Below are 19,708 nucleotides of genomic sequence, written 5' to 3' on the forward strand. Positions count from 1 at the left end.
GCCGCGGCTCAGGAAAACTGTGCGGCGATGTCGGCTTCGGTGATGATACCGACAGTCGCGCCACCTTGGGTGACCATCACGGCTTTATAATGCTCCAGCAGGTTTCGGGTTTCGTCGACGGTGGCGTCCTCGCTGACCGTCGGGAACGACTCGCTCATGACCTCACTGACCGGGTAGTCGCTGACGTCCTCGCCGGCTTGGATCACGTCGTGTTGGCTGATCGACCCGACCGGAACGCTGCTCTGTAACACCGGGAGTTGTGAGTAGGCCTCGGCCTCCATCGTCTCGACGGCCTCGCCGACAGCGTCGTCAGGGGCGACGCTAATGACAGTTTCGTTCATCAGGTCAGCGGCGCGGACAACCTCGCCTTCGGTCTCGTCTAAGGCGTTGACGATCCGGCGAAGCGTCGAGAGCCGTGGGTCGACATCGCCGCCCTCGATGCGGGCGATCAGCGGCTGTGAGACGCCGGCGGCCTCGGCGAGTGCACTCTGGGTGAGTTCCAAGGCGGTGCGGCGTTCCTTGAGATCCTGTGGCGTCGGCAGATCCATACAGGTATATTACCTCAGGTTATTGAAAAGCTTTCGTCGACAACGCCGGGTAGCGACAGTTACGCCGCGGCCTCCGGATCGTCTGCGTCCTCGTCGATCACGTCGATGACCGTCAGCGGTACGTCCCGCAGTGCGCCACCGACCTCGCTTTTGGCGATCCGGGAGGCGTGTTCGACGCTGTCGGCGTTGAAGACATCGATCTCAAGCAGCAGCCCGACGAGGGCGGTGTCGGCGGCGATAAACGCCGAGTCAAAGGGCTCGCCGCAGGCCGGACAGCCGGTGACGCCGACCTCGATGTCGACGTACTCCTTGTCGGCCTCGTTGAGCCGCTTGCCGGCGGAGCTCACGGCGACGCCGATGGCGTCGTCGACATCCTCAACATCACGAACCAACCAAGCCGCTTCCATGGCGACAAGATAGTTGCTCATACACATTTCTTGAGCCGGAGGGTTTCGTGTCTTGTGATTCGTTCCAACGCAGGGCGCGACACCTCTCAACCGGCTGCATCGAGGGTCACATACTGGTTTGGATAGGCGCAAGAGCCCTGTTGGTTTCTCATACGTTACGACAATCAGGCCGGTTTGTCACACGGTTTACGTCGGATGAGCGGCCGTTCGCCGGTCACGCGGCTCCGTTCGCGGCGACAACCCAAAACCGCACGACTGCGCCGATGTTGACGCAGACCTCGCCTCCAAACATTTATATACCGCTACTGGCCAGGGGTGAGTACGGACATGATCGACACGGTTTCGCGGTTCACCACGTTCGCGCTGTATCAACTCACGGTGCTGCTCGGGATCGTCCTGCTGCCGGTCGCGTTGGCGACCCGTCGCCTCGGCGTCCAGCCGCCGATCGCCTCCCTGCTCGACCGCCTGGAAGCCGCTTACGAGTCGGGCTGATTCTTTTTGCTGCCGTCTAGCGCTCGTCCTGCCAGTAGTCGACGACAGCGTCCTGCTCGAAATATCCTTCGAGGGCGCGTTCCTCGCGGCCGCCGGGTGGGGAGCCCACATAGACGCCGAATTTCTCCGAATCGGGATAGACAGTGACATTCGGCTCGATCATCGTCGAGACCACCAGATACCGAAGCGGCTCGTCGGTGTCGTTGATGACGCGATGGCCGCCACTGCCGTCGGCCGGAAAGTTGAGATAGTCGCCCTCGCTGATGGCTGCCTTTTCACCGTCACACCGCACGGTTCCCGCGCCCGACAGCACGAAGATGGCCTCCTCGTTTGCGGTGTGATAGTGGTAGGGCCACGACCGGCTACCGGCCGGCAGTTCATACAGGCTACAGCCGAGTTGGTCGCCGCCGGCGGCCTCGCCGAGGTGTTTGCGCTTGAAATTGGTCTCGCCGTTTTCAGTCGTCGACTACTCCATATCGTCGGCGGTAGCGCGTCGCATACGCCGCGTTGTGTCGGCGGCGTGGAATGCTTTCCGTCGTGTTGCGGCGAGGGTTGCGAAATGGTTGCATTTATCCGCTCGCCGACCGAATAAGAAATAATGCGAACTCCGACAAGCGGTTTTGCTGATGAGTTGGGTCAGCGTGACGGTGACAACAGCAACGTCTTCGGCCCGGAACTCGGCGAGTTCAGTGGTGAGGGCCACCAGAGCGGAACTGACGCCGACGACGCCGGCATGAAAACAGGGACGACAACGGTCGGCCTCAAAACTGACGAGGGTGTCGTACTCGCCACGGACATGCGAGCGAGCCTGGGCAACATGGTCTCCAGCAAGGACGTCCAAAAGGTCGAGGAGATCCACCCGACGGGCGCGCTCACGATCGCGGGCTCGGTCTCAGCGGCCCAGAACCTGATCAGCTCGCTGCAGGCCGAGGTGCGGCTCTATGAGGCCCGCCGCGGCGAGGATATGAGCATGCAGGCGCTGTCGACGCTGACCGGGAACTTCCTCCGCTCGGGGGCGTTCCTCATCGTGAGTCCGATCCTTGGCGGCGTCGACGACGAGGGCAGCCACATCTACTCCATTGACGCCCTCGGCGGGACGACCGAAGAGGAGTACACGGTTACCGGCTCCGGCAGCCAGTTCGCCCTCGGTGTGCTCGAACAGCACTACGAGGACGACCTCTCGCTGGATGAGGCCGAGGAAGTCGCCGCCCGGGCGATCAAGAGCGCGGTCGAGCGCGATCTGGCCTCCGGCAACGGTATCAACGTCGCCGTGGTCACCGAGGACGGCGTCGATGTCAGCAAGTACAAAGATATCGACCAACTGCTCTAAGCGACGCCTTCGATCCTGATTCTGCAGTTGGGTTTTCCGGACGACTCAGTGCCATCGGTTTCAGTTGCAACCGCGAGCAGTGCAACCGTGTGTTGCTGATCGTGATCAATATTACCGTTGCCTTCTGGTTCACCGGCGACACCGGGCAGGCTCTCAGTATCGGCCTCGTCGCGAACGTCGTCAAAACGGGGACGTACTACGGCTATGAACGGCTCTGGGATCGGATCTCATGGGGCGTCAATCCGAAACGCAGTGAGTGAGGAGCCGTGTCAGGGCCTACACTACCGACACGCCCGACTGCCCACTTTTGATCGCGCTGTCACACGCTGGCTGTGGTAGAGATCTCTTGATCGTGTTCCTTGCCCTGTCTTAGCAGACTAAACCATTCCACTCGATGGGACTGTCTGGTATAGCCATCGATGTTCGTTGCTATGCGGTAATCAGCGCCGTGAACCGCCTCGGAACGTCGTCTATAGCCGACCGACCGGCATGTGAGGTGGCGAGTCCGGGCGCTCAACTAACGCATGTTGGTAGTTGTCACTGATCACCAATCGCGGAAGTCGCCGTCGATCAGCGTCCGAGATTGGTGTTCGACATACGCCCGCTGCATCCCGTGAACCGCCTCATCGAACGCCGCACCCTCGTTGAGCCGCTGTCGCACCTGTTCGCGTTTCCAGCCGGCGGGCGTCAGTTCGTTGTCGACGCGCCACAGCAGCGGTTGGAGGTAGGCATCGACCGCCCCGTCGTCGAGGCCGACCGCGCGCAGCCCCTCGGCAGCATGATCCAAGAGGTCGGTGATCGCGGCGGTGCTGTCGCTCGTTTCGGTGCCATCGGCGAGGATCCACTCGATGTCGGCTTCAAGCCCGTTGCGCATCGCGGCGTAGAAATTGTCGCGGGCGGCGTCCCACGGAAGATCGCCGACCGGGTGCTCGGTGCGGGTGAGGCCCTCCATCGCGCCGGCAAACGCGACTGTTAGCGCCATCGAATCTCGGACGGTCGGCTGAGCGGGCAGGGGCCGGAACTCGATTCTGGCGTTGGCCGCCGATCGGGAGGGGCCGCCGAACACCGGTCGCACCCACCGCCAGAAGGTGCCGTGCTTGCGGCGAAGTGTGGCAAAGTTGTCGTGGAAGCGGTCGCTGCGGTCGACATCCATCGGGACGATCACCTCGTCGTCGACGACGCGGCGAATCGCCGTCTCAAGGGTGTCGATATCCTCGGGGAAGACCACCTTGTCGGTCTCGGTGGCGGTGTTGAGCACCGACTCGAAGACGGCGATCCGGTTTTCGTGCCAGCCCTCCGCGAGGATCGTCTCGGGGTCGATGCCGTCCTCATAGAGATCCGGCGGGAAGAACGGCGCGTTGACGCCGAGGGCGAGCAGCGGGCCGGCGAGTCGGAGCGCGTAGCTGAAACATCGCGGGAGATCCATCGCCTGCTGCATCTGGTAGTGTGGCTGAATGGAGGTGATCAGGCTCTCGGGCATCAGCGTCTCGGCGGCGATATCGACATGGGGAGCCTCAACGCGGAACGTGTCCGCGAGATTCCCGTTGGCCATCGCGTGGTACCGGACGGCGTCGGTCATGTTGGTGGCGATCCGGACGCCGTCGTCGTTGACGCTGTCGGTGAGATACTCGCGGGCGGTTTCACCGGTCGGTGGGATCGTCCACAGCCCGTCGCTGACCAGCCGCAGACCTTCGGGGGCCGTACAGTCGAGGGCGGCCGTGAGCTGGCTGCGAACCTCCGATTCGATGGCGCGAACGCCGTCAGCGTTGAACGGCTGGGGGGTGGCGGTCATCTCGGCGTTGTGCAAGCCGAGTTCCTTCTCGAAGCCGATCAACTCCAGCAGGCGGCGCGGGACACGTGCCAGCCCGTAGGCCCCGTCGTCGCCGGGATTCCAGCGGTTTTCCGAGACGGCGTAAAACTCGTATTCGAGGCCGAGAATCGACTGGTGGTTGTCGAAGGTGCCGTCGCTGAGCTCCGATAGCACGAAGTCGGCGTCGGTCGCGGCGTCCGTCCGGTACGATTCGGGATCGACGGCCAGCACGTCGCGGACGGCGGCGGCCAACGAGGACTCTGTCATCGGGCGGGTGTGTGTGTTCAAGCCTCTTGAAGCCACCTAGCTCGGATGGAGCTATCGCCACTGTTTGTGGTGTTCCCAGCGGTCGCTAACACCGTTGTCGGTCATGGCGGTCGCTGGTCTGATCGTCATGGGTTTTATTATCGGCCCGCCTGAGTTAGTTCCGCTGGCCCGCCGGAGTCACCACCGGCTGCGCGCGTGGGTATGGGAGCACGGCCCCGACGGCGGCGACATGCTTCGCTCCGGGCATTGATCGTATCGGTGACATACTATACATTCTGTGCCACACAAGATACCCGAAGCTGACGACGCACCGGCAAAGAATGAATCCCACAGCAACAGTACGTCACACCATGTCGCGGCAGGTGAACATCGTCGTCGCCGGTGACGGGTCGGAGATTCACGACGAGCCCCACATTCGAGACCGGCGAATCACCATGCGCTACATTCACGTGCTGGTTGAGGAGCGCGGGCTCGACGCGCAGACGGTTGCCGAGCGGTTCGATCTCACTGCCGCAGCGGTCTACCACGCCCTGGCGTACTATCACGACCATCCCGAGGAGATGCGGGCGGTCGAAGAAGCCCGTCGAGAGCGGCACGACGCCGCAGCGGACGACCCGAGAATCGTTACCGGGCCCGAGGATCTGCCGGACTCGTAGGCATGCAGGTGTCGTTGCTGTCGGAGAAACGACATGTTTTATACAGAGATCTGCTTGGAATTTTCAACCAAGAATCATATTTTTAGGTTAGCAGACAATTGATCACATGTAACTATGCTCACAAGACGAAAGCTGGTATCAGGTCTAACTGTGATTTCTCTTGTAGGTGTATCAGGCTGTACCCAAAACCAAGCGACACAGACGAGTACCGAAACAACTGCAACGACTGGTGCCAAAAGTACAACAACGGAAACGGATGAAGTAACAGCTGAAATCGAAAGGGGTGTTGAAATAAAGGGTCTAGTAGGAGCAGTCAACAATGATGGTGATAAAATACAAAATCTCGAAATAAAACTCGGGTTGGTATCGGGGTCTGAACCTGTTAACCTATCCGAATTGATCTATACTATAGGATTACCTGAGGAATCGGTACTGATAAATGGCAATCCAGGCCAGACGGACGGACTGGATGTTCGTTGGGTAGAGGGCTTAGAACAAGATCCAATAGTTTTGAGCGACACAGAAGATCTGGTAGTAATTAATCTCGAATTATCAAACATAAGCCAAGTAGAACCTATAAAAACCGATGTTAGTTTCACAATCTCTATCGATGTTCCAAACGGTAGTCTCTTCAAGGCCGCATTTCTCACGCCAAAGCAGGAAAAATTGGAAAAATCAGGAGAATACGTGTTTCATAATTAAATCACCAATCAATTGTCATTCGATATTTATATCAGTGCTATGTGTCCCGCAGAAGATCGACTCTTACACCCAACTCGGCGTCGAATCCTTCAGACAACAGGTGGCCTCACTGCACTGGGCGTCCTTGGAAACAGTGCATCATTGCCTGTCACTGCCGATCCCGGAACCGAGCAGTGGGCCTTCGAAACCAGTAATATTCGTTCGTCGCCGACAGTCGTAGATGGGACAGTTTTTGTCGGGAGTACCGACGACCACCTGTACGCCGTAGATGCGGCAACGGGCGAGCAAGAGTGGGCCTTCGAGACCGACCGCTGGCAATCTGTCAACGCATCACCGACAGTGGTGGATGGAACAGTCTTCGTTGGGAGTCACGACCACCATCTGTATGCAGTAGATGCGACAACGGGGGAAAAACAGTGGGCCGTCGAAACAGGTGATAAGCTTGGCTCGTCACCGACAGTCGTGGATGGGACAGTCTTTGTTGGGAGTTGGGACACCAATCTGTACGCGATAGATGCAGCAACGGGCGACCAGGAGTGGACCTTCGAAACCGACGATTGGATACAATCGTCGCCAACAGTGGTAGATGGGACAGTTTTTGTTGGGGGTGGAGACAACTACCTGCACGCGGTAGATGCGACAACTGGTGAGCAAGAGTGGGTCTTCGAGACCGGCGACTCGGTTTTCTCGTCACCGACAGTCGTCAATGGGACAGTCTTTGTCGGGAGTATCGATACCAATCTGTATGCAGTAGATGCGGCAACAGGCGATCAGGAGTGGATCTTTGAAACCGCCGACTCGGTTCTCTCCTCGCCGACAGTAGTAGATGGGACAGTTTTTGTTGGGAGTAATGACCACCATCTGTATGCGGTAAATGCGAAAAAGGGCGATGAACAGTGGGCCGTCGAAACCGGAGAAGCGATTTACTCGTCGCCGACAGTGGCGGATGGGACGGTCTTTGTTGGGAGCATAGACAATAATTTGTACGCGCTATCTGCGGAAACAGGCGAGGAACAGTGGGTCGTCGAAACTGGAAGTGCGGTTTTCTCGTCGCCGACGGTGGTAGATGGAACCGTCTTCGTCGGGAGTGCCGACGACAATCTCTATGTCCTTGACGCAGGTGTTGAGGGTTCGACCGAAGGCTCACGAGTACACTTGGGGACGCCCGGCCATCACGGAGACTGGCAGTATGCGGATCAATCGACTACATATCGTGCTGAGTCGGAAGGTACTGATTCAGTTCCAGGGTTTGGAGTCGGGAGCGGAATCACCGCAATCGGAGCGACAGGCTACCTGTTGAAGCGTTGTCTTAAACACGATTCTGAGTAACAGACTTACGCACTGTATCCATTACAAATTGACTCATAAGGTAGCCGAGCAGTACGCTGTGTCATTGTAGCAGACAAAAGCGAGTCGCTGAAAAACAAAAAGCCGTACGTAGCCGTTTAGTCAGCCGTCGGCACCGGCGCCTCGATATCGATCTCGCCGTTATCGAGTTCGGCTTCGACCTGCCGAGTCGCCTCGACCATGTTTGCCATCTTGCCGTAGGCGACATCCCGCGGGAGGAGTTTCAGGCCGCAGTCGGGGCTGATCGTGAGCCGTTCCGGCGGCACGACCTTCAGACCCTGTTTGATGTTTGCTTTGATCTCGTCGACGGGTTCGACCTCGGCGTTGTGCACGTCGACAACGCCGAGGGCGAGATCCGGGACAAACTCCGGGTCGGTGAACACGTCGATCTGCTCGTAGTTGCCGTTGCAGAGTTCGAGATCGACCTCGTCGACCGGGTAGTCGTTGAGTTCGGGGTAGATCCGCGAGTAGTCGCCGTAACAGACGTGCAGGCCGACCCGCACGTCCTCGTCGATCCCGCTGACGATCCGGTCGAGGGCTTCGCCGACGATGGCGTGGTCGTCCGGCGTCGTCGCGAGGGCGGGCTCGTCGATCTGGATGTATCTCGCGCCGGCGTCGACCAGCTGTTCGACCTCTGTGTTGACAAGCTCAGCGAGCCCGTAGATGAGCTCCTCCTGTGAGTCGTATGCCTCATTGAACGCCCAGCAGCCGAGGGTGTACGGGCCGGTGATCGGCACCTTGACCGGCTTGCTGGCGACGTTGTTCGTGAACTCGAACTCGTCGACGAGCCACGGCTCGTCGTAGCCGACCTCGGCGGAGACGGAGGGTTTGTCGAAGTAGTTGTGGCCCCAGACCTTGACCGGGCCGTTGAACTCGTAGCCCTCAATCCGCTCGGCGAAGAACTCGACCATCTCGTTGCGCCGAACTTCGCCGTCGACGACCGTGTCGAGCCCGCAGCGTTCGTGTTCGTTGGTGATAACGCGGGCGGCGTCGTCGTGGGCTTCTTGGAGGTTCTCTTCGTCGAACTTCGAGTCGGGGTCATCGACGAGGTCGTCAACCCGGTTCAGCCACTTCGGCTTGGCGTAGGAGCCAACGACGGTCGTCAGCAGGAAATGATCGTTGGGGTGGTCGTCGGGGTGGAACTGCGCGCGGTTGTCGGCGGGGCGGCTCATGCCGTCACCTCCTCGGCGTCAACATTACCGGCTGCAGCAGCAATCGCCTCCAGCTTGGCGCGGTGTTTGTTCACCGGCAGGTAGAACGGCTCCGTGTTCGTCGACAGATAGAGCCGGTCGAACTCCTGGACCGGGATCTGATCCTCGAACCACTCGACGCGCTCGGTGAGCGTGTCGGCGGACTCAACGAGGGTGTTCTGGCCGTCGGCGATCCCGAGGGCGGCGGCGTCCTTCGTACCGAACTCGGTGATGTTCGACAGCGTCTCCTCGCGGTCGCCCGCGACGAGGTCGAAGCCGAGTGCCTCGACATCGGCGTCCATCAGGTGCGCGTAGGTCGTCTCATCGAGCGCGCCGAAGTAGGTGTGGACGACCACATCGGCGTCAGTCTCGCTTGCGACGGTGTCGACGGCGTCGGCGAGTCGCTCGACGCGATCCTCGTTCGGCGGGTTCTCGACCAGCGAGGGCTCGTGCAGCGTGAGCGTTTTGTGATCCGGGAACGCCTCGACTTCGCCGGCGAGGAACTCGGCGATCGCACCGAAGAACTCGCTGTCGTCGCCGTAATGTTCGTCGCTGGCGAGATCAAACAGCGAGTACGGGCCCGGGAGGACAGCCTGCAGCGAGTCAGCCGAGTCGTCGACGAGCTTGGCAGCGGTGTCGAGTTCGTCGGCCACATCACCGGAGAAATCGAGTTCGCCCCGAACCTGCGGATCACGGTAAAAATTGTTATTGTCGTAGTAGCGGACGATCCCGTTGGGATCGACGTTGTCGTGGGTCGTCAGCGGATGGGCGAGCATGTCGTCCCACCGGAGCTGGCCCTCGGTAACCCGGTCGAGGCCAGCGGACTGCTGTTCGTCGATTACTTCGCGGCGGTACTCGGCGTAGGCACCCGCGATCTCCTCGCCTTCGGTGCCGGAGATCAGATCGTGCTTTTGATACCCTTTAAGACCGGAGAGCTCTGACTTGGCCGGGTCAGGAAGGGGTAGTAGCCCTGTCGTCGTCGCAACGCGTTCAGTCATCTGTTTAGCGTTGATGATTCGGCTGCTTAATATTTACTAAGTCAGAACATGTCTGTGAGTAATTCCACGGGCGAATCATCGTGCCAGCCGTAGCACCGACAGCACCTCAAACGGATACGACTCCTGTGCGATCTCCGTTGTCTCGAAGCCAGCATTCTCCGCGAGGTCGACGACGGTCTCGTAGCCGGTGAGACTGCTAACCAGGAGATACACCACACCGTCCGCGGTCAACACGCGACCAACATCGTCAAGAAATGGTACGATCAGTCGGCGGCCGTCAGCCCCTCCGGACAGGGCGTGTTCCATCCAGTCGTCCCACTCGTTGTCCGGCTCGGTCGGCAGATACGGCGGATTGAACAGCACCGCCCCGAAGCTCTCGGCGGTAAACGGCGCGACCAGGTCGGCGCGAGCGGTTTCGATCCCCTGCTCGCGGGCCTGCCGGCAGGCGTGGGGGTTGAGATCGCTGCCGACAACGCGGGCGTCGGACTCGTCTGTGATCTGTTCGGCGACCCATCCCGAGCCGGTGCCGACTTCGAGGACACGCTCGGGAGCCGCCATGTCGTCGATGGCTGCTTTCGCCAGCAGTGCGGAGTCCTCTGCAGGCTGGTAGACATGGCCGTCGACGCCGCGTTGCTCGGCGAGTGACGGGCGGTCGTTGTCGGCGTTACCCATCGTCGGAGTCGGCAAAACCGTGTTCGACTGCGGTTTGTGCGAGCGCGGCGAACTCCGCGGGCGCGACGTTGCCGGCCCGCCGCCCCAACAGCTCCTCGTCGGCCGCATCGACCACGGCGTCGGCGTCGTCTAACCCGGAGATGTGGGCCGTGTTGCGGATCGCGTTGCGGATCGTTTTGCGACGCTGTGTGAAGATCGCCTTCACGAACCGGAGGAAGAATTCCTCGTCGGCGACGCTATATTCGGGCTCTTGGGGCGTCAGCCGGACAAGCGCGCTCTGAACTGCAGGGCGAGGGTCGAAGGCGGTGTTCGGCACCGATTCGACGATCTTGCAGTCGGCGTAGTGGTGGGCACTCACCGAGAGCCGCCCGTAGTCGTCGTCGCCGACGGCGGCGACCATGCGCTCGGCGAACTCCTGTTGGAACATCAACACCAGCGGAATACCAAGCGGCAACAGCCGAAATGCGATCTCGCTGGACGCGCTGTACGGGAGGTTCGATACACAGGCCGTTACATCGGGGAGATCCACATCGAGGGCGTCACCCTCGATGACGGTCAGCCGGCCGTCGTCGATGGCATCGGCGAACTCCGTGTGGAGATGCGCGGCGAAGGTGGGGTCGCGTTCGATCACGGTCACGCGGTCGGCGACCGCGAGCAGACGATCGGTGAGAACGCCCGGCCCGCCGCCGATTTCGAGTATGTGGCTGCGGTCAGCGCCGTCGGGCAGATAGCCGGGGATCCGGTCAACAACGCGGTCATCGACGAGAAAATGCTGGTCGAAATCCGGGTTGCCGCGGTCGCCGGCCCGCCGGATCAAGGCGTCGGGATCGCGGCCCCCAGCGGGTGGTTCGGAGCGAGTCATACCACAGGGTTCGCCGCCGCCGGTCTAAACATCCCGTTTTGTTGTCGCCGCGGGGCACGAAGCCGGGAGCCGCGCCGGCGTCGCTGCTGGAGGGGTATCGCTATGACTCGTCGTTGCGGACGAAGATCTTGTATTTCAGATCCTCATCGCGGAGCTCATCCATGATCCGCTCGGCGATCACCTCCTTTGGGTTGTGGAGGCCACCAACGCGGTCGGCGAGATCCGCGAAGCTCTCGAAGGGCTGGCGTTTTCGCTTGTCGATGATCTTGTTGCGGAGCTTCTTGCCGATTCCGGGCAACAGATTCAGTTGGTGAAGCCGGAGACTGATCGGCTGGGCGTCGTTGTAGAAGTCGACGAACCGCTGTTCGTCGGCGTCGATGATCGCCTCGATAGCATATTCAAGCTCTGAGACCCCCGAGTTTGAGAGGTCATCATACTCGATGTCGGCGACGTCCTCGATAACTGCGTCGTTGGCCGCCTCGTCGATAGGGATGCGGTCGACGATGTTGACGTCGGCATCCTCGATGAGAGTCAACTCCAGCAGATCGAAGCTCTCAGTTTCGAGGGCGTAGGCCAGCGCCGCCTTCTGGTACTGCGGGCGGGTATCGTCGGGCCGGCCGTGGGGGAGGTAATCGACGATCACGGCCTCGCGGCTCGTAGCCTCGGGCTCGCTAGCATCGTCCTCGGTGTTGGACATATCACGTCCTATGCAAACGAGCTATTTAAAAAATCGCCTCGAACGGCCGGCCGCGATACCGTCGACGGGTGTGGATTAGACGTATTTGGCGACAACATCGAGGATCTCGTCGAGTTCCTCGCCGTCGAGGGCAAACCGCTCGTTGGCGTAGATCGCCCGCAGTTCGGTGCGATCCTCGGGCAGCAGGTCGGCGATCCGGTGGGCGATCTCCTCGGAGACCTTATCGAGTTCAAGCAGATCATCGACGAGGTCGCGAGATTCCTCGGCCTCCAAAACGGCGTGTCGGTTAACATGCTCGATGGCGCGGGCGAGTTCATACCGCAGGTCGCGATCCTCGTCGCCGGCACGCTCATCTTCGACCTCGTTGAGGAGCGACTTCGCCTCGGAGATGGTGATATACTCCTCGTCGAGTTTCTCCTTGAAGATCGTCATTCCTCTTGGGCGCGCAGGTGGGCCGGGCGGGCGATGATAGTTTTCTCCTTGCCGCCGTCGGTGATCGACACGGTGTAGGCACTGCCCTGAGTGCCGGTAACCTCGCCGGTGTGGCCGTTAAATCGTGGGTGGAACCGGCCCTCCGGCACGCTTGGATCGAGCGTCAGGTGGACGCTTTGCCCGACATCGAACTCCTCGATCGCCCGCTGCGGTGGTGAGGTACCGCTTTCGCGGGGTGGATTTGAGAGTTTGCCGCGCGTCGTGTTCAGGGGCCCATTGGAACTTGGCATAGTAGTACCGGCGGTTGTCCGCCTCAGGGTATAAATGGTGCGTTCCGTCGCCCCCACGTGAGGCCGTCACACGGCGTCGCTACGGTGGTGTTGCGATCCCTACCGTCGCAAAAACTCCGAGAGCCGCTTCCGAATCCCGTCTTGCTCGCCAAGTTTGAGATAGAAGGCGTCGCCGTTGTCCTCGTAGTAGCTGTCGATCCGGCGGTCGATCTCGAAGCCGAGATGCTGATAGAAGCCTAACGCCGACTCGTTGGTCGTGCGGGCGTGACAGGTGATCGTTGTGTGTTCCTCGGCGACCTCCGCGACCAACCGCTCACCGTACCCTTGTCCACGCGCCTCAGGCGCGACAGCTAAAAAGAGGATGTAGCCGTCGCGCCGCACCGAGCCGAAGGCAACGAGTGTGTCATCTTCAAAGTACAGCAGGGTCGTCGCCCGGCGGTAGGCGTCGGTGAAAAAGCCACGCCGCTGTTTGAGCACACCCTCCTGGCGGTGGATGCGCTCTTTGAGCTGCCACGCGAGGTCGACGTGATCGGTCTCACCCGGCCCGTCACGCCGCCGTTCGAGATTGACACTCACTACCTGTTGTATGCACCACGAGAGTATTAATTCCACCGTCCTGGCAGCCGATGTGGGTGACTCCCAGCCCGGTCTGGACGCCGGGATGCGGCGTGGACTGCGGCGTCACCAACGCGGCGATTGCCCGGTGGCGTGGGATCTACATCGGCTCACCACCGACCGGTGGTATTAGTATGTTCACGTCCATACGAGCGGGTATGCACCATCGCTTACGTCGCGTGGTTGGACTCCTGACCGCCCTCCTTGCTGCTGCCCACATTCTCGTCGGGTCGGCGGCCGCCCACGTTGAGTACGTCACACCGGGTGGCGAACCACAGAATGTCGTCGCCTTCCTGACCGATGCGTTGACAACGCCGTTTATGATCGCGATTCTGCTCGGCGGTTTCCTCGCTATTGTCGTCGGCTTGGTCGTCTATCTTTACGTTCGGCCGTTCCCGGCTGATATCGCCGCGTTTCGGGCGGTCATGACCGACTACAAGGATCTGTTGCCCTGGCTGTTCCGGCTGAGCATGGGGATGCCGATGATCGGCGCGGGGTTCGGTGGCTACTTCTTCAGCCCCGCTGTCGAGCTGCCGTATCCGACAGTTCTCCGACTGTTTGGGATCAGCGTCGGCTTCCTGCTGCTGTTCGGGTTGGCGACACGGGTTGTTGCTGCCGGTACCCTCCTGCTGTATCTGGCTGTGTTGCCATCCGAGCCGGGGCTGCTGTTGGCGTTTGAGTATGTGCCTGGCCTGCTGGCGATCGCGCTCCTCGGCGGCGGCCGGCCGAGTGCCGATGCGATGATCGCCCGACTGGCCGACGACGACCGCACCGTCTACTCCGATATCGATCCATTCTACCGCCGTGTTGCGGTGCCGTTCGCCGAGCGGATCGAACCCTATACCGCGATGGTACCGACGCTGCTGCGGGGCGGGATCGGCGTCGCCTTCATCTATCTCGGCATTACCCAGAAACTGCTGCGCCCCGGCCAGGCGCTGGCCGTCGTTGGTAAATATGACCTTACAGCCGTCGTCCCCGTCGCTCCCGAGCTTTGGGTGATCGGTGCCGGCCTCACTGAGGCCCTTGTCGGTGTGATGTTCCTCCTTGGAGCGTTCACGCGTGGGTTCTCCTTGGTCGCCTTCGGGCTGTTCGTGACGACGCTGTTCGGGTTGCCGGACGACCCGGTTGTGGCCCACATCTCGCTGTTCGGACTGGTGTCGGCGCTGTTGATCACCGGGGCTGGGCCGTACTCGGTTGACGGGTGGCTCAAATCAAAGTTCGGAGCCGCTGCCGAGATGATCGGCCGCGACGACGACCGACGCGATCCGCCGACTGCTGAGGAACCTGTTAGCGACGACTGAGCGACATACTGCGTCCGTTGTTTGCCGCGAAACGCCCGTAATTGAGACAGCGCGAGTCGGCTGCCCGTGTTCGAAAACGGTTACAACAGTCCAACGACTGCAATCCCACCAACGATAACCAAGGCGAACAGCGCGACGATGAGCCCCCAGAGGATCTTCGCCCCCTTTCGCCCACCGAGTTCGACGGCAGCAATCCCGAAGATGCCGACGAGAATGACCGTCCAGACTTCTAACGCACTTTGGGTTCTTCCTTCACCCCTGTCAGCCTTGATATAGAAGTATGCCGGCACGAGGAGGCCGACCGGGATAGTTAAGATTCCAACAAGAATCGCGGCAATCCAGACGATGACCGAGTACTGATCGGTGAGGGAACCAGTGTCCATACGTCCGAACGTGTCTCTGATCGTGAAAAACCCCGTGGTCGATCGTTTGTTCGACACAATTGCTATTGCGTTGTGTGATGGTATCATATATATCTAGACTGCTGCGCCGATACCACCGCTGTTTCTGAACCTGACATGCGGGCTCGGATTTAACATGCCATCCTCGTAACTGTCAGCTATGCCAACCCAAGCAGCCGGTGACACAACCCTCGCAGCATTGGCGCATGCCTCCGCACTCGTTGCGGCCTTCTTTGGCCCACTGTTGTTCCTCCTCCTTGCTGACGACGACGATGAACTCGTCCGAGAAAACGCAAACAATGCCCTGAACTTTCAGATCGTGCTCTTCATTGCGACGGTGATCGCGGCGGTGTTGGTGTTTGCGTTTGTGGGGATTCTACTGCTCCCGATTCTCGGTGTGATCGATGTCATCTTCGTGATTATCGGGACGGTCAACGCCAACAACGGTGAGATATACGCCTATCCACTGACGCCCAATATTATCTGAGTTGTACTCGCCGGTCGCGGGAAAACAGTGTGGCTCGGAACCTGTGTAGACAGCTAAACTGAGGGCTTAAACACCTGCAGGTGTACGTTGATACAATGAGTGCAGACACCGGCTCAGATGGTACCGCCGCGTCAAGAACGTCTCGCCGTGCAGTGATTACAGCAGCCGGAACCGGTATTGTTGGACTTAGCGGGTGTCTCGGTGGAAACACAGACACCACCGCAGGCAATGAAACGGGCGGTACAGCGGGTGAGATGTCGACCGGTGAGACGCTGCGGGTTAGCACATGGAGCGGCACAAACGAGGAGGTCTTCCGACAGGAGATCAAGCCGCTCTACGAGGAGCAGACCGGCAACACCCTCGAGGTTATCGGTAACTGGGCGAACATCCTCTCGCAGATCCGGGCCGCTCCGGCGGATGATCCGCCCTTTGACCTGACACTGGTCGGCGACAAGGATCACTACTTTGGGGTTCAAGAGGATCTGTGGGAGCCGTTCGACATCGACACCTTGGAGAATCGGGATCTCATCAAATCGAATCTGCTTAGGGAGGATCCGGTATCTGTCCCGCTCTGTTATGGTGTGACCTGCGCCGTATACGATCAAGACGCGGTCGATTTCGAGCTTGGCTCGTGGAATGAGATCGCGTCACAGGCGTCGAATGTCTCACTCCCCGGTTCATTCTTTACGAATGCGTTACAGATGGCCGCACTGGCCGCCGACGAGATGCCAGCCGACGAGGAACTGTACGATGAGAGCGGTCACGATGTGATCTTCGAGACGCTACGTGGTGTCGATACCGCCCAATACTACAGCTCTCCGGGCGATATGTGGCCGGCATTTAGTAACGACCTTGTCGATCTCGGGCAGTATTTCTACGCGTATTCAGCGAAAAAGATCGAAACCACAGATACTGAAACCAACTTCGGGATTCACGTTCCGGAACAAACAACCGGATACACTGACGACTATCATATTGTCCGGGGAACCCAGAACAAAGCGTTGGCAAAGGAGTTCCTTGATTTCATGCTTACCGAGGAGGTACAGACGACCTACGCCCAAAACTTCAATCTTGGAATGGCAAATCCGGAAACCAACTACCCGGATGCAACACAAGAAAACGTCCCGCTGTCCGATGACGAACTAGAGAACGTGTCGTTTATTGAGTACGCCGACATTGCGGAGTACTCCGACAACCTCTCGAATCGGTTTACCGAGATCAAGCAGGGTATATAGCTAGCCGATTCCTGATACACCACTATGGCTATCCTTGAGGTCGATTCGATCACGAACTCCTTCGGTAGCGTGACCGCGGTCGACGACGTTTCGCTGTCGGTCGAAGCCGGTGAGCTGTTTTGCTTGCTTGGGCCGTCAGGGTGTGGTAAATCAACCACGTTGCGAACGATCGCCGGATTTGAACAGCCGGATTCGGGACAGATCCGGATCGACGGCACGGATGTCACCCCCACCGAGCCGAACCGGCGAGACTGCTCGATGGTGTTTCAGGACTGGGCGCTGTTCCCGAACAAGACCGTCCGGGAGAACGTTGCTTTTGGCCTGCGGATGAACGACGTTGCGACAGCCCAACGCCGACAGCGGGTCGATGAAACATTATCGTTAGTTGAGATGACCGACCACGCCGAGAAGCCACCGGCCGCGCTTTCCGGCGGCCAGAAACAACGGGTCGCACTAGCGCGCTCGCTGGCGTTTGAGCCAGAGATCCTTCTGTTGGACGAGCCGCTGTCGAATCTGGATCGCAAGCTCAGAGAGGCGATGCAGTTGGAGATCAAATCGATCCAGCGTGAGACGGGGATGACGATGGTGTATGTGACCCACGATCAGGACGAGGCCTTCACGTTGGCCGATAGAATCGGCATCATCAACGAGGGTCATATCGCCCAACAGGGGCCACCAGCTACGGTATACACCGACCCGACCAACCAGTTTGTCGAATCCTTCCTCGGCACGACAAACTTCATCACCTGCGAGGTCACCGCAACGACCGCGGTGGAGCCAGCAACCCCCGAAGCAACCGACGGCGGCACCGCCGAAATCGAGTTGACAACGCCGTTTGGCGAGCCGTTGTCGGTTCCAGCTGTTGATCGTCTCTCGCCCGGGGATACGGTGACCGCATCGATCCGACCGGAACGGGTGTCCGTTGTGACAGCCTCCAGCGAGCCGCCGGCATCGTGGCTGTTTACCGCCACCGGCACCGTCGAACAGCGGTTACACCGCGGATCGCGCATCCGCTATGAGCTGGCTGTCGGCGAGACAACACTTGTCACCGAACGGCGGATCGACGAGCGACTTGGCGTCGATATCGGTGACAGCGTTGCTGTCGGCTGTCAGCCCGAGGCGATAACCTACTTCGACGCCGCCGGGAGACGCATCCGATGAGTGTCACCGCGGCAGGTCTCCGCGATCGGCTCCAAAACGGTGAGCTTCGCGGACTCCTCGTGGCACCGATCGTATTGTTCGATCTGCTGGTGTTCGTGGTGCCGTTTGGCTATCTGCTCCGGATCAGTCTGACCGAACGAACCCAGCGCGGGGCGTTTGTCGAGGGCTCGTGGTCGCTAGAAGCCTTCCAGTATGTGCTGTCAACGCCGACACTGATAGACAGCTTTCTGTTTACGCTCTGGTTTGCGGCCGGCGTCACCGCACTGTCGTTGGGGATCTCGTTGCTGTATGCCTACGCCATCTGGCGGGCCGCCGGCGGTCTCCGTGTGGCGCTGTTGGGTGGCGTCTTGGTGTCGATGTTGACGGCGATTGTGGTGAAACTGTTTGCGGTACAGCAGCTGTTCGCACCGAACGGTGTGATCAATCAGGGTGTACTGGCAACCGGGGTCATACAGGAACCGCTCGCGCTGATCAACAGTGCCGCCGGTGCTGTCATCGGCCAACTGTATATCGTTGTTCCGTACTCGGTGTTGGCGATCTACTCCGTGCTGTCGAGTGTCGACGAGAGCCTCCTTGATGCCGCCCGTGACCTCGGGGCTGGACGACTGCGGGCGGTTGTGGAGGTAATCATTCCGCATACGATCCCGGGGCTCATCGTCGCTGGCGTCATCAGTTTCACCTGGAGCGTTGGCTCATTTGCGGCCCCACTGCTTGCCGGGTCGAGTGCCGAACGCACGACGGGTATCGCGATCTCCGATCTGCTCCAGCAAAACTTCGATTGGGCGGCCGCGGCGGCGATGGGATTGCTCGTTGCCACAACGGTGTTTGTGGCGCTTGCGGTGACATACGGGCTCCTCAGCTACACCGGTGGAGGAACCGATGGGTAACACCGATCGGGCGCTCCGGTGGCTGTTCCGTGCCGGGTACGGAACGGTATTTCTGCTGCTCGTGGCTCCGGTCGTGGTTGTAACCGCAACCTCACTCAGTGCAACAACCGCAGTCACCTTTCCGCCGACAGACCTCTCTTTCCGGTGGTATACAACACTGTTCACACGGCGTGTGTGGATGCAAGCCGTTCAGAACAGCCTGCTCACCGCCGGCGGGACAGCGGTCTTCTCGACGGGGCTCGGCGTCGCTGGCGCACTTGGTGCCCGACATCTCAGCGACCGCTCACAGATCGCCGTCTCAGGGCTTGTGCTCGTGCCGCTGCTCGTGCCCGGCGTCGTTTTGGGTGTGTCACTTCTGATCTTTTTTAGCCGCTTCGGGCTCCAACAGCGGCTGTCAACAATCGTGCTTGCACACGCGCTGTGGGCAACGCCACTGACATTCTCGGTGATGCGGGCAACGTTCTCCCGGTTTGATTGGCAGCTACAGGAGGCAGCGATGGATCTTGGTGCGAGTCGACTTCGCGCCTTCCGAGAGGTGGTTGTCCCGAACACCGTCTCCGGACTCGTTGCCGCAGCGGCCATCGCCTTCGTTGTCAGCCTACAAGAGTTTATCATGGCTCTCTTTCTGTCGGGTCGGGAAACAAGAACGATCCCGGTTGAGTCTTGGTTCGCACTGCGTGGCTCATTAAGCCCGCTAGTAAGCGTTGCCTCCACGCTTCTCGTCGGCGCGGTCGTCCTGACGCTTATCATCGCCGCGACCGCAATCGGGCTCGAACGGGTTGCTGATGATACCTAACGGTGGCGTCTCTCACGGGGTGGCCCGTGGGCTCGGTTGCTGATCGCCATACCTCGCCGCTGAGGCCGTATCTGTGGGGTGATCACCCGGCGCAGCCCCCGATGGACACACCCCTCATTGCGATT

Annotated in this window: 25 protein-coding genes and 1 pseudogene; 13 read left to right on the forward strand and 13 right to left on the reverse strand. The window is 60.1% G+C overall.

The features are described from left to right. Positions 1-8 precede the first annotated feature (8 nt). Both DP106_RS02795 and DP106_RS02800 read right to left on the reverse strand, forming a co-directional pair. Positions 9-548: a CBS domain-containing protein gene (locus DP106_RS02795; protein ID WP_120083257.1), complete on the reverse strand. Its 540-nt coding sequence runs from the start codon at positions 546-548 to the stop codon at positions 9-11. Between the two features lie 59 nt (positions 549-607). Beyond that, positions 608-976 (reverse strand): DUF555 domain-containing protein, encoded by a 369-nt coding sequence (locus tag DP106_RS02800; protein ID WP_120083258.1) that lies wholly within the window; start codon positions 974-976, stop codon positions 608-610. Between the two features lie 306 nt (positions 977-1,282). Between DP106_RS02800 and DP106_RS15735 the strand changes: the two genes are divergently transcribed. After that, positions 1,283-1,447, forward strand: coding sequence for a hypothetical protein (locus tag DP106_RS15735; protein ID WP_165857806.1), 165 nt, complete (start codon positions 1,283-1,285; stop codon positions 1,445-1,447). Between the two features lie 16 nt (positions 1,448-1,463). Here DP106_RS15735 and DP106_RS02805 read toward each other — a convergent pair. Then, positions 1,464-1,946 (reverse strand): annotated as a pseudogene (locus DP106_RS02805) (cupin domain-containing protein). A gap of 99 nt (positions 1,947-2,045) precedes the next feature. Here DP106_RS02805 and psmB point away from each other — a divergent pair. Further along, positions 2,046-2,777, forward strand: a complete 732-nt coding sequence (gene psmB / locus DP106_RS02810; RefSeq protein ID WP_120083259.1) for an archaeal proteasome endopeptidase complex subunit beta — start codon at positions 2,046-2,048, stop codon at positions 2,775-2,777. 89 nt (positions 2,778-2,866) lie between these two features. Next, a complete protein-coding gene (locus DP106_RS02815) occupies positions 2,867-3,037 on the forward strand; it encodes a DUF2061 domain-containing protein (RefSeq protein WP_240625313.1) in 171 nt (56 codons plus the stop codon). 284 nt (positions 3,038-3,321) lie between these two features. Here DP106_RS02815 and DP106_RS02820 read toward each other — a convergent pair whose 3' ends face one another. Continuing rightward, positions 3,322-4,854 (reverse strand): hypothetical protein, encoded by a 1,533-nt coding sequence (locus DP106_RS02820; protein ID WP_120083262.1) that lies wholly within the window; start codon positions 4,852-4,854, stop codon positions 3,322-3,324. Between the two features lie 103 nt (positions 4,855-4,957). On the opposite strand from DP106_RS02820, the gene DP106_RS15740 reads away from it, so the two are divergent. The 4 genes from DP106_RS15740 to DP106_RS02830 all read left to right on the forward strand — a co-directional run bounded on the left by DP106_RS15740 (position 4,958) and on the right by DP106_RS02830 (position 7,541). Beyond that, positions 4,958-5,104, forward strand: coding sequence for a hypothetical protein (locus tag DP106_RS15740; RefSeq protein ID WP_165857807.1), 147 nt, complete (start codon positions 4,958-4,960; stop codon positions 5,102-5,104). 100 nt (positions 5,105-5,204) lie between these two features. Beyond that, positions 5,205-5,510, forward strand: a complete 306-nt coding sequence (locus DP106_RS02825) for a DUF433 domain-containing protein (protein WP_120083263.1) — start codon at positions 5,205-5,207, stop codon at positions 5,508-5,510. A gap of 114 nt (positions 5,511-5,624) precedes the next feature. Beyond that, positions 5,625-6,212: a hypothetical protein gene (locus DP106_RS15480; RefSeq protein ID WP_133305090.1), complete on the forward strand. Its 588-nt coding sequence runs from the start codon at positions 5,625-5,627 to the stop codon at positions 6,210-6,212. Between the two features lie 39 nt (positions 6,213-6,251). After that, on the forward strand, positions 6,252-7,541 hold the full coding sequence (locus DP106_RS02830; RefSeq protein WP_120083265.1) for a beta-alanine-activating enzyme beta-propeller domain-containing protein: 1,290 nt from the start codon (positions 6,252-6,254) through the stop codon (positions 7,539-7,541). Between the two features lie 116 nt (positions 7,542-7,657). On the opposite strand, the gene DP106_RS02835 is transcribed toward DP106_RS02830, so the two are convergent. The 8 genes from DP106_RS02835 to DP106_RS02870 all read right to left on the reverse strand — a co-directional run bounded on the left by DP106_RS02835 (position 7,658) and on the right by DP106_RS02870 (position 13,276). Next, complete coding sequence (locus DP106_RS02835) at positions 7,658-8,731, reverse strand: methionine synthase (RefSeq protein ID WP_120083266.1); 1,074 nt, start codon at positions 8,729-8,731, stop codon at positions 7,658-7,660. Then, positions 8,728-9,747: a 5-methyltetrahydropteroyltriglutamate--homocysteine methyltransferase gene (locus DP106_RS02840; protein ID WP_120083267.1), complete on the reverse strand. Its 1,020-nt coding sequence runs from the start codon at positions 9,745-9,747 to the stop codon at positions 8,728-8,730. Before DP106_RS02840 ends, DP106_RS02835 begins: the two co-directional genes overlap by 4 nt. Positions 9,748-9,822: 75 nt before the next feature. After that, the gene (locus tag DP106_RS02845; RefSeq protein ID WP_120083268.1) at positions 9,823-10,419 is read right to left on the reverse strand and encodes a HemK2/MTQ2 family protein methyltransferase; all 597 of its coding nucleotides are present in this window, start codon (positions 10,417-10,419) and stop codon (positions 9,823-9,825) included. Further along, entirely contained in the window at positions 10,412-11,281 is an 870-nt protein-coding gene (locus tag DP106_RS02850) for a 16S ribosomal RNA methyltransferase A (protein WP_120083270.1), read from the reverse strand. The genes DP106_RS02845 and DP106_RS02850 overlap by 8 nt, the downstream gene beginning before the upstream one ends. A gap of 100 nt (positions 11,282-11,381) precedes the next feature. Beyond that, positions 11,382-11,978: a DUF655 domain-containing protein gene (locus tag DP106_RS02855; RefSeq protein WP_120083272.1), complete on the reverse strand. Its 597-nt coding sequence runs from the start codon at positions 11,976-11,978 to the stop codon at positions 11,382-11,384. Between the two features lie 75 nt (positions 11,979-12,053). After that, a complete protein-coding gene (locus DP106_RS02860) occupies positions 12,054-12,410 on the reverse strand; it encodes an RNA polymerase Rpb4 family protein (RefSeq protein ID WP_120083273.1) in 357 nt (118 codons plus the stop codon). Continuing rightward, complete coding sequence (locus DP106_RS02865) at positions 12,407-12,700, reverse strand: 50S ribosomal protein L21e (protein ID WP_120083275.1); 294 nt, start codon at positions 12,698-12,700, stop codon at positions 12,407-12,409. Before DP106_RS02865 ends, DP106_RS02860 begins: the two co-directional genes overlap by 4 nt. Positions 12,701-12,799: 99 nt before the next feature. Beyond that, positions 12,800-13,276 carry a GNAT family N-acetyltransferase gene (locus DP106_RS02870; protein ID WP_120083276.1) on the reverse strand — a complete coding sequence of 159 codons (477 nt, stop codon included), beginning with the start codon at positions 13,274-13,276 and terminating at the stop codon, positions 12,800-12,802. Between the two features lie 197 nt (positions 13,277-13,473). Here DP106_RS02870 and DP106_RS02875 point away from each other — a divergent pair, with 197 nt between their 5' ends. Beyond that, positions 13,474-14,616: a DoxX family protein gene (locus tag DP106_RS02875; RefSeq protein ID WP_120083278.1), complete on the forward strand. Its 1,143-nt coding sequence runs from the start codon at positions 13,474-13,476 to the stop codon at positions 14,614-14,616. An 80-nt stretch (positions 14,617-14,696) separates the two neighbouring features. Here the strand turns inward: DP106_RS02875 and DP106_RS02880 are convergent, their stop codons facing one another. After that, the gene (locus tag DP106_RS02880; protein ID WP_133305091.1) at positions 14,697-14,999 is read right to left on the reverse strand and encodes a hypothetical protein; all 303 of its coding nucleotides are present in this window, start codon (positions 14,997-14,999) and stop codon (positions 14,697-14,699) included. Between the two features lie 178 nt (positions 15,000-15,177). On the opposite strand from DP106_RS02880, the gene DP106_RS02885 reads away from it, so the two are divergent. The 5 genes from DP106_RS02885 to DP106_RS02905 all read left to right on the forward strand — a co-directional run bounded on the left by DP106_RS02885 (position 15,178) and on the right by DP106_RS02905 (position 19,583). Further along, positions 15,178-15,504, forward strand: a complete 327-nt coding sequence (locus tag DP106_RS02885) for a DUF4870 domain-containing protein (RefSeq protein WP_120083281.1) — start codon at positions 15,178-15,180, stop codon at positions 15,502-15,504. Positions 15,505-15,599: 95 nt separating this feature from the next. Then, a complete protein-coding gene (locus DP106_RS02890; protein WP_120083283.1) occupies positions 15,600-16,739 on the forward strand; it encodes an ABC transporter substrate-binding protein in 1,140 nt (379 codons plus the stop codon). A gap of 24 nt (positions 16,740-16,763) precedes the next feature. Then, positions 16,764-17,900: an ABC transporter ATP-binding protein gene (locus DP106_RS02895; protein WP_120083284.1), complete on the forward strand. Its 1,137-nt coding sequence runs from the start codon at positions 16,764-16,766 to the stop codon at positions 17,898-17,900. After that, the gene (locus tag DP106_RS02900) at positions 17,897-18,787 is read left to right on the forward strand and encodes an ABC transporter permease (protein WP_120083285.1); all 891 of its coding nucleotides are present in this window, start codon (positions 17,897-17,899) and stop codon (positions 18,785-18,787) included. Before DP106_RS02895 ends, DP106_RS02900 begins: the two co-directional genes overlap by 4 nt. Then, positions 18,780-19,583: an ABC transporter permease gene (locus DP106_RS02905; protein ID WP_120083286.1), complete on the forward strand. Its 804-nt coding sequence runs from the start codon at positions 18,780-18,782 to the stop codon at positions 19,581-19,583. The genes DP106_RS02900 and DP106_RS02905 overlap by 8 nt, the downstream gene beginning before the upstream one ends. Positions 19,584-19,708 lie beyond the last annotated feature (125 nt).

The sequence above is a fragment of the Halonotius pteroides genome (genome assembly GCF_003605635.1).
GTDB lineage: Archaea > Halobacteriota > Halobacteria > Halobacteriales > Haloferacaceae > Halonotius > Halonotius pteroides.

Excerpts from the sequence above, each read along its gene's own strand:
- DP106_RS02845 (WP_120083268.1), bottom strand. The coding sequence starts at position 10,419 with ATGGGTAACGCCGACAACGACCGCCCGTCACTCGCCGAGCAACGCGGC.
- DP106_RS02890 (WP_120083283.1), top strand. The coding sequence starts at position 15,600 with ATGAGTGCAGACACCGGCTCAGATGGTACCGCCGCGTCAAGAACGTCT.
- DP106_RS02875 (WP_120083278.1), top strand. The coding sequence starts at position 13,474 with ATGCACCATCGCTTACGTCGCGTGGTTGGACTCCTGACCGCCCTCCTT.
- DP106_RS02855 (WP_120083272.1), bottom strand. The coding sequence starts at position 11,978 with ATGTCCAACACCGAGGACGATGCTAGCGAGCCCGAGGCTACGAGCCGC.
- DP106_RS02820 (WP_120083262.1), bottom strand. The coding sequence starts at position 4,854 with ATGACAGAGTCCTCGTTGGCCGCCGCCGTCCGCGACGTGCTGGCCGTC.
- DP106_RS02835 (WP_120083266.1), bottom strand. The coding sequence starts at position 8,731 with ATGAGCCGCCCCGCCGACAACCGCGCGCAGTTCCACCCCGACGACCAC.
- DP106_RS15740 (WP_165857807.1), top strand. The coding sequence starts at position 4,958 with ATGGCGGTCGCTGGTCTGATCGTCATGGGTTTTATTATCGGCCCGCCT.
- DP106_RS02850 (WP_120083270.1), bottom strand. The coding sequence starts at position 11,281 with ATGACTCGCTCCGAACCACCCGCTGGGGGCCGCGATCCCGACGCCTTG.
- DP106_RS02830 (WP_120083265.1), top strand. The coding sequence starts at position 6,252 with ATGTGTCCCGCAGAAGATCGACTCTTACACCCAACTCGGCGTCGAATC.
- DP106_RS02795 (WP_120083257.1), bottom strand. The coding sequence starts at position 548 with ATGGATCTGCCGACGCCACAGGATCTCAAGGAACGCCGCACCGCCTTG.
- DP106_RS02905 (WP_120083286.1), top strand. The coding sequence starts at position 18,780 with ATGGGTAACACCGATCGGGCGCTCCGGTGGCTGTTCCGTGCCGGGTAC.
- psmB (WP_120083259.1), top strand. The coding sequence starts at position 2,046 with ATGCGAACTCCGACAAGCGGTTTTGCTGATGAGTTGGGTCAGCGTGAC.
- DP106_RS02895 (WP_120083284.1), top strand. The coding sequence starts at position 16,764 with ATGGCTATCCTTGAGGTCGATTCGATCACGAACTCCTTCGGTAGCGTG.
- DP106_RS02885 (WP_120083281.1), top strand. The coding sequence starts at position 15,178 with ATGCCAACCCAAGCAGCCGGTGACACAACCCTCGCAGCATTGGCGCAT.
- DP106_RS15735 (WP_165857806.1), top strand. The coding sequence starts at position 1,283 with ATGATCGACACGGTTTCGCGGTTCACCACGTTCGCGCTGTATCAACTC.
- DP106_RS02800 (WP_120083258.1), bottom strand. The coding sequence starts at position 976 with ATGAGCAACTATCTTGTCGCCATGGAAGCGGCTTGGTTGGTTCGTGAT.
- DP106_RS02900 (WP_120083285.1), top strand. The coding sequence starts at position 17,897 with ATGAGTGTCACCGCGGCAGGTCTCCGCGATCGGCTCCAAAACGGTGAG.
- DP106_RS02860 (WP_120083273.1), bottom strand. The coding sequence starts at position 12,410 with ATGACGATCTTCAAGGAGAAACTCGACGAGGAGTATATCACCATCTCC.
- DP106_RS15480 (WP_133305090.1), top strand. The coding sequence starts at position 5,625 with ATGCTCACAAGACGAAAGCTGGTATCAGGTCTAACTGTGATTTCTCTT.
- DP106_RS02840 (WP_120083267.1), bottom strand. The coding sequence starts at position 9,747 with ATGACTGAACGCGTTGCGACGACGACAGGGCTACTACCCCTTCCTGAC.
- DP106_RS02880 (WP_133305091.1), bottom strand. The coding sequence starts at position 14,999 with ATGGACACTGGTTCCCTCACCGATCAGTACTCGGTCATCGTCTGGATT.
- DP106_RS02865 (WP_120083275.1), bottom strand. The coding sequence starts at position 12,700 with ATGCCAAGTTCCAATGGGCCCCTGAACACGACGCGCGGCAAACTCTCA.
- DP106_RS02825 (WP_120083263.1), top strand. The coding sequence starts at position 5,205 with ATGTCGCGGCAGGTGAACATCGTCGTCGCCGGTGACGGGTCGGAGATT.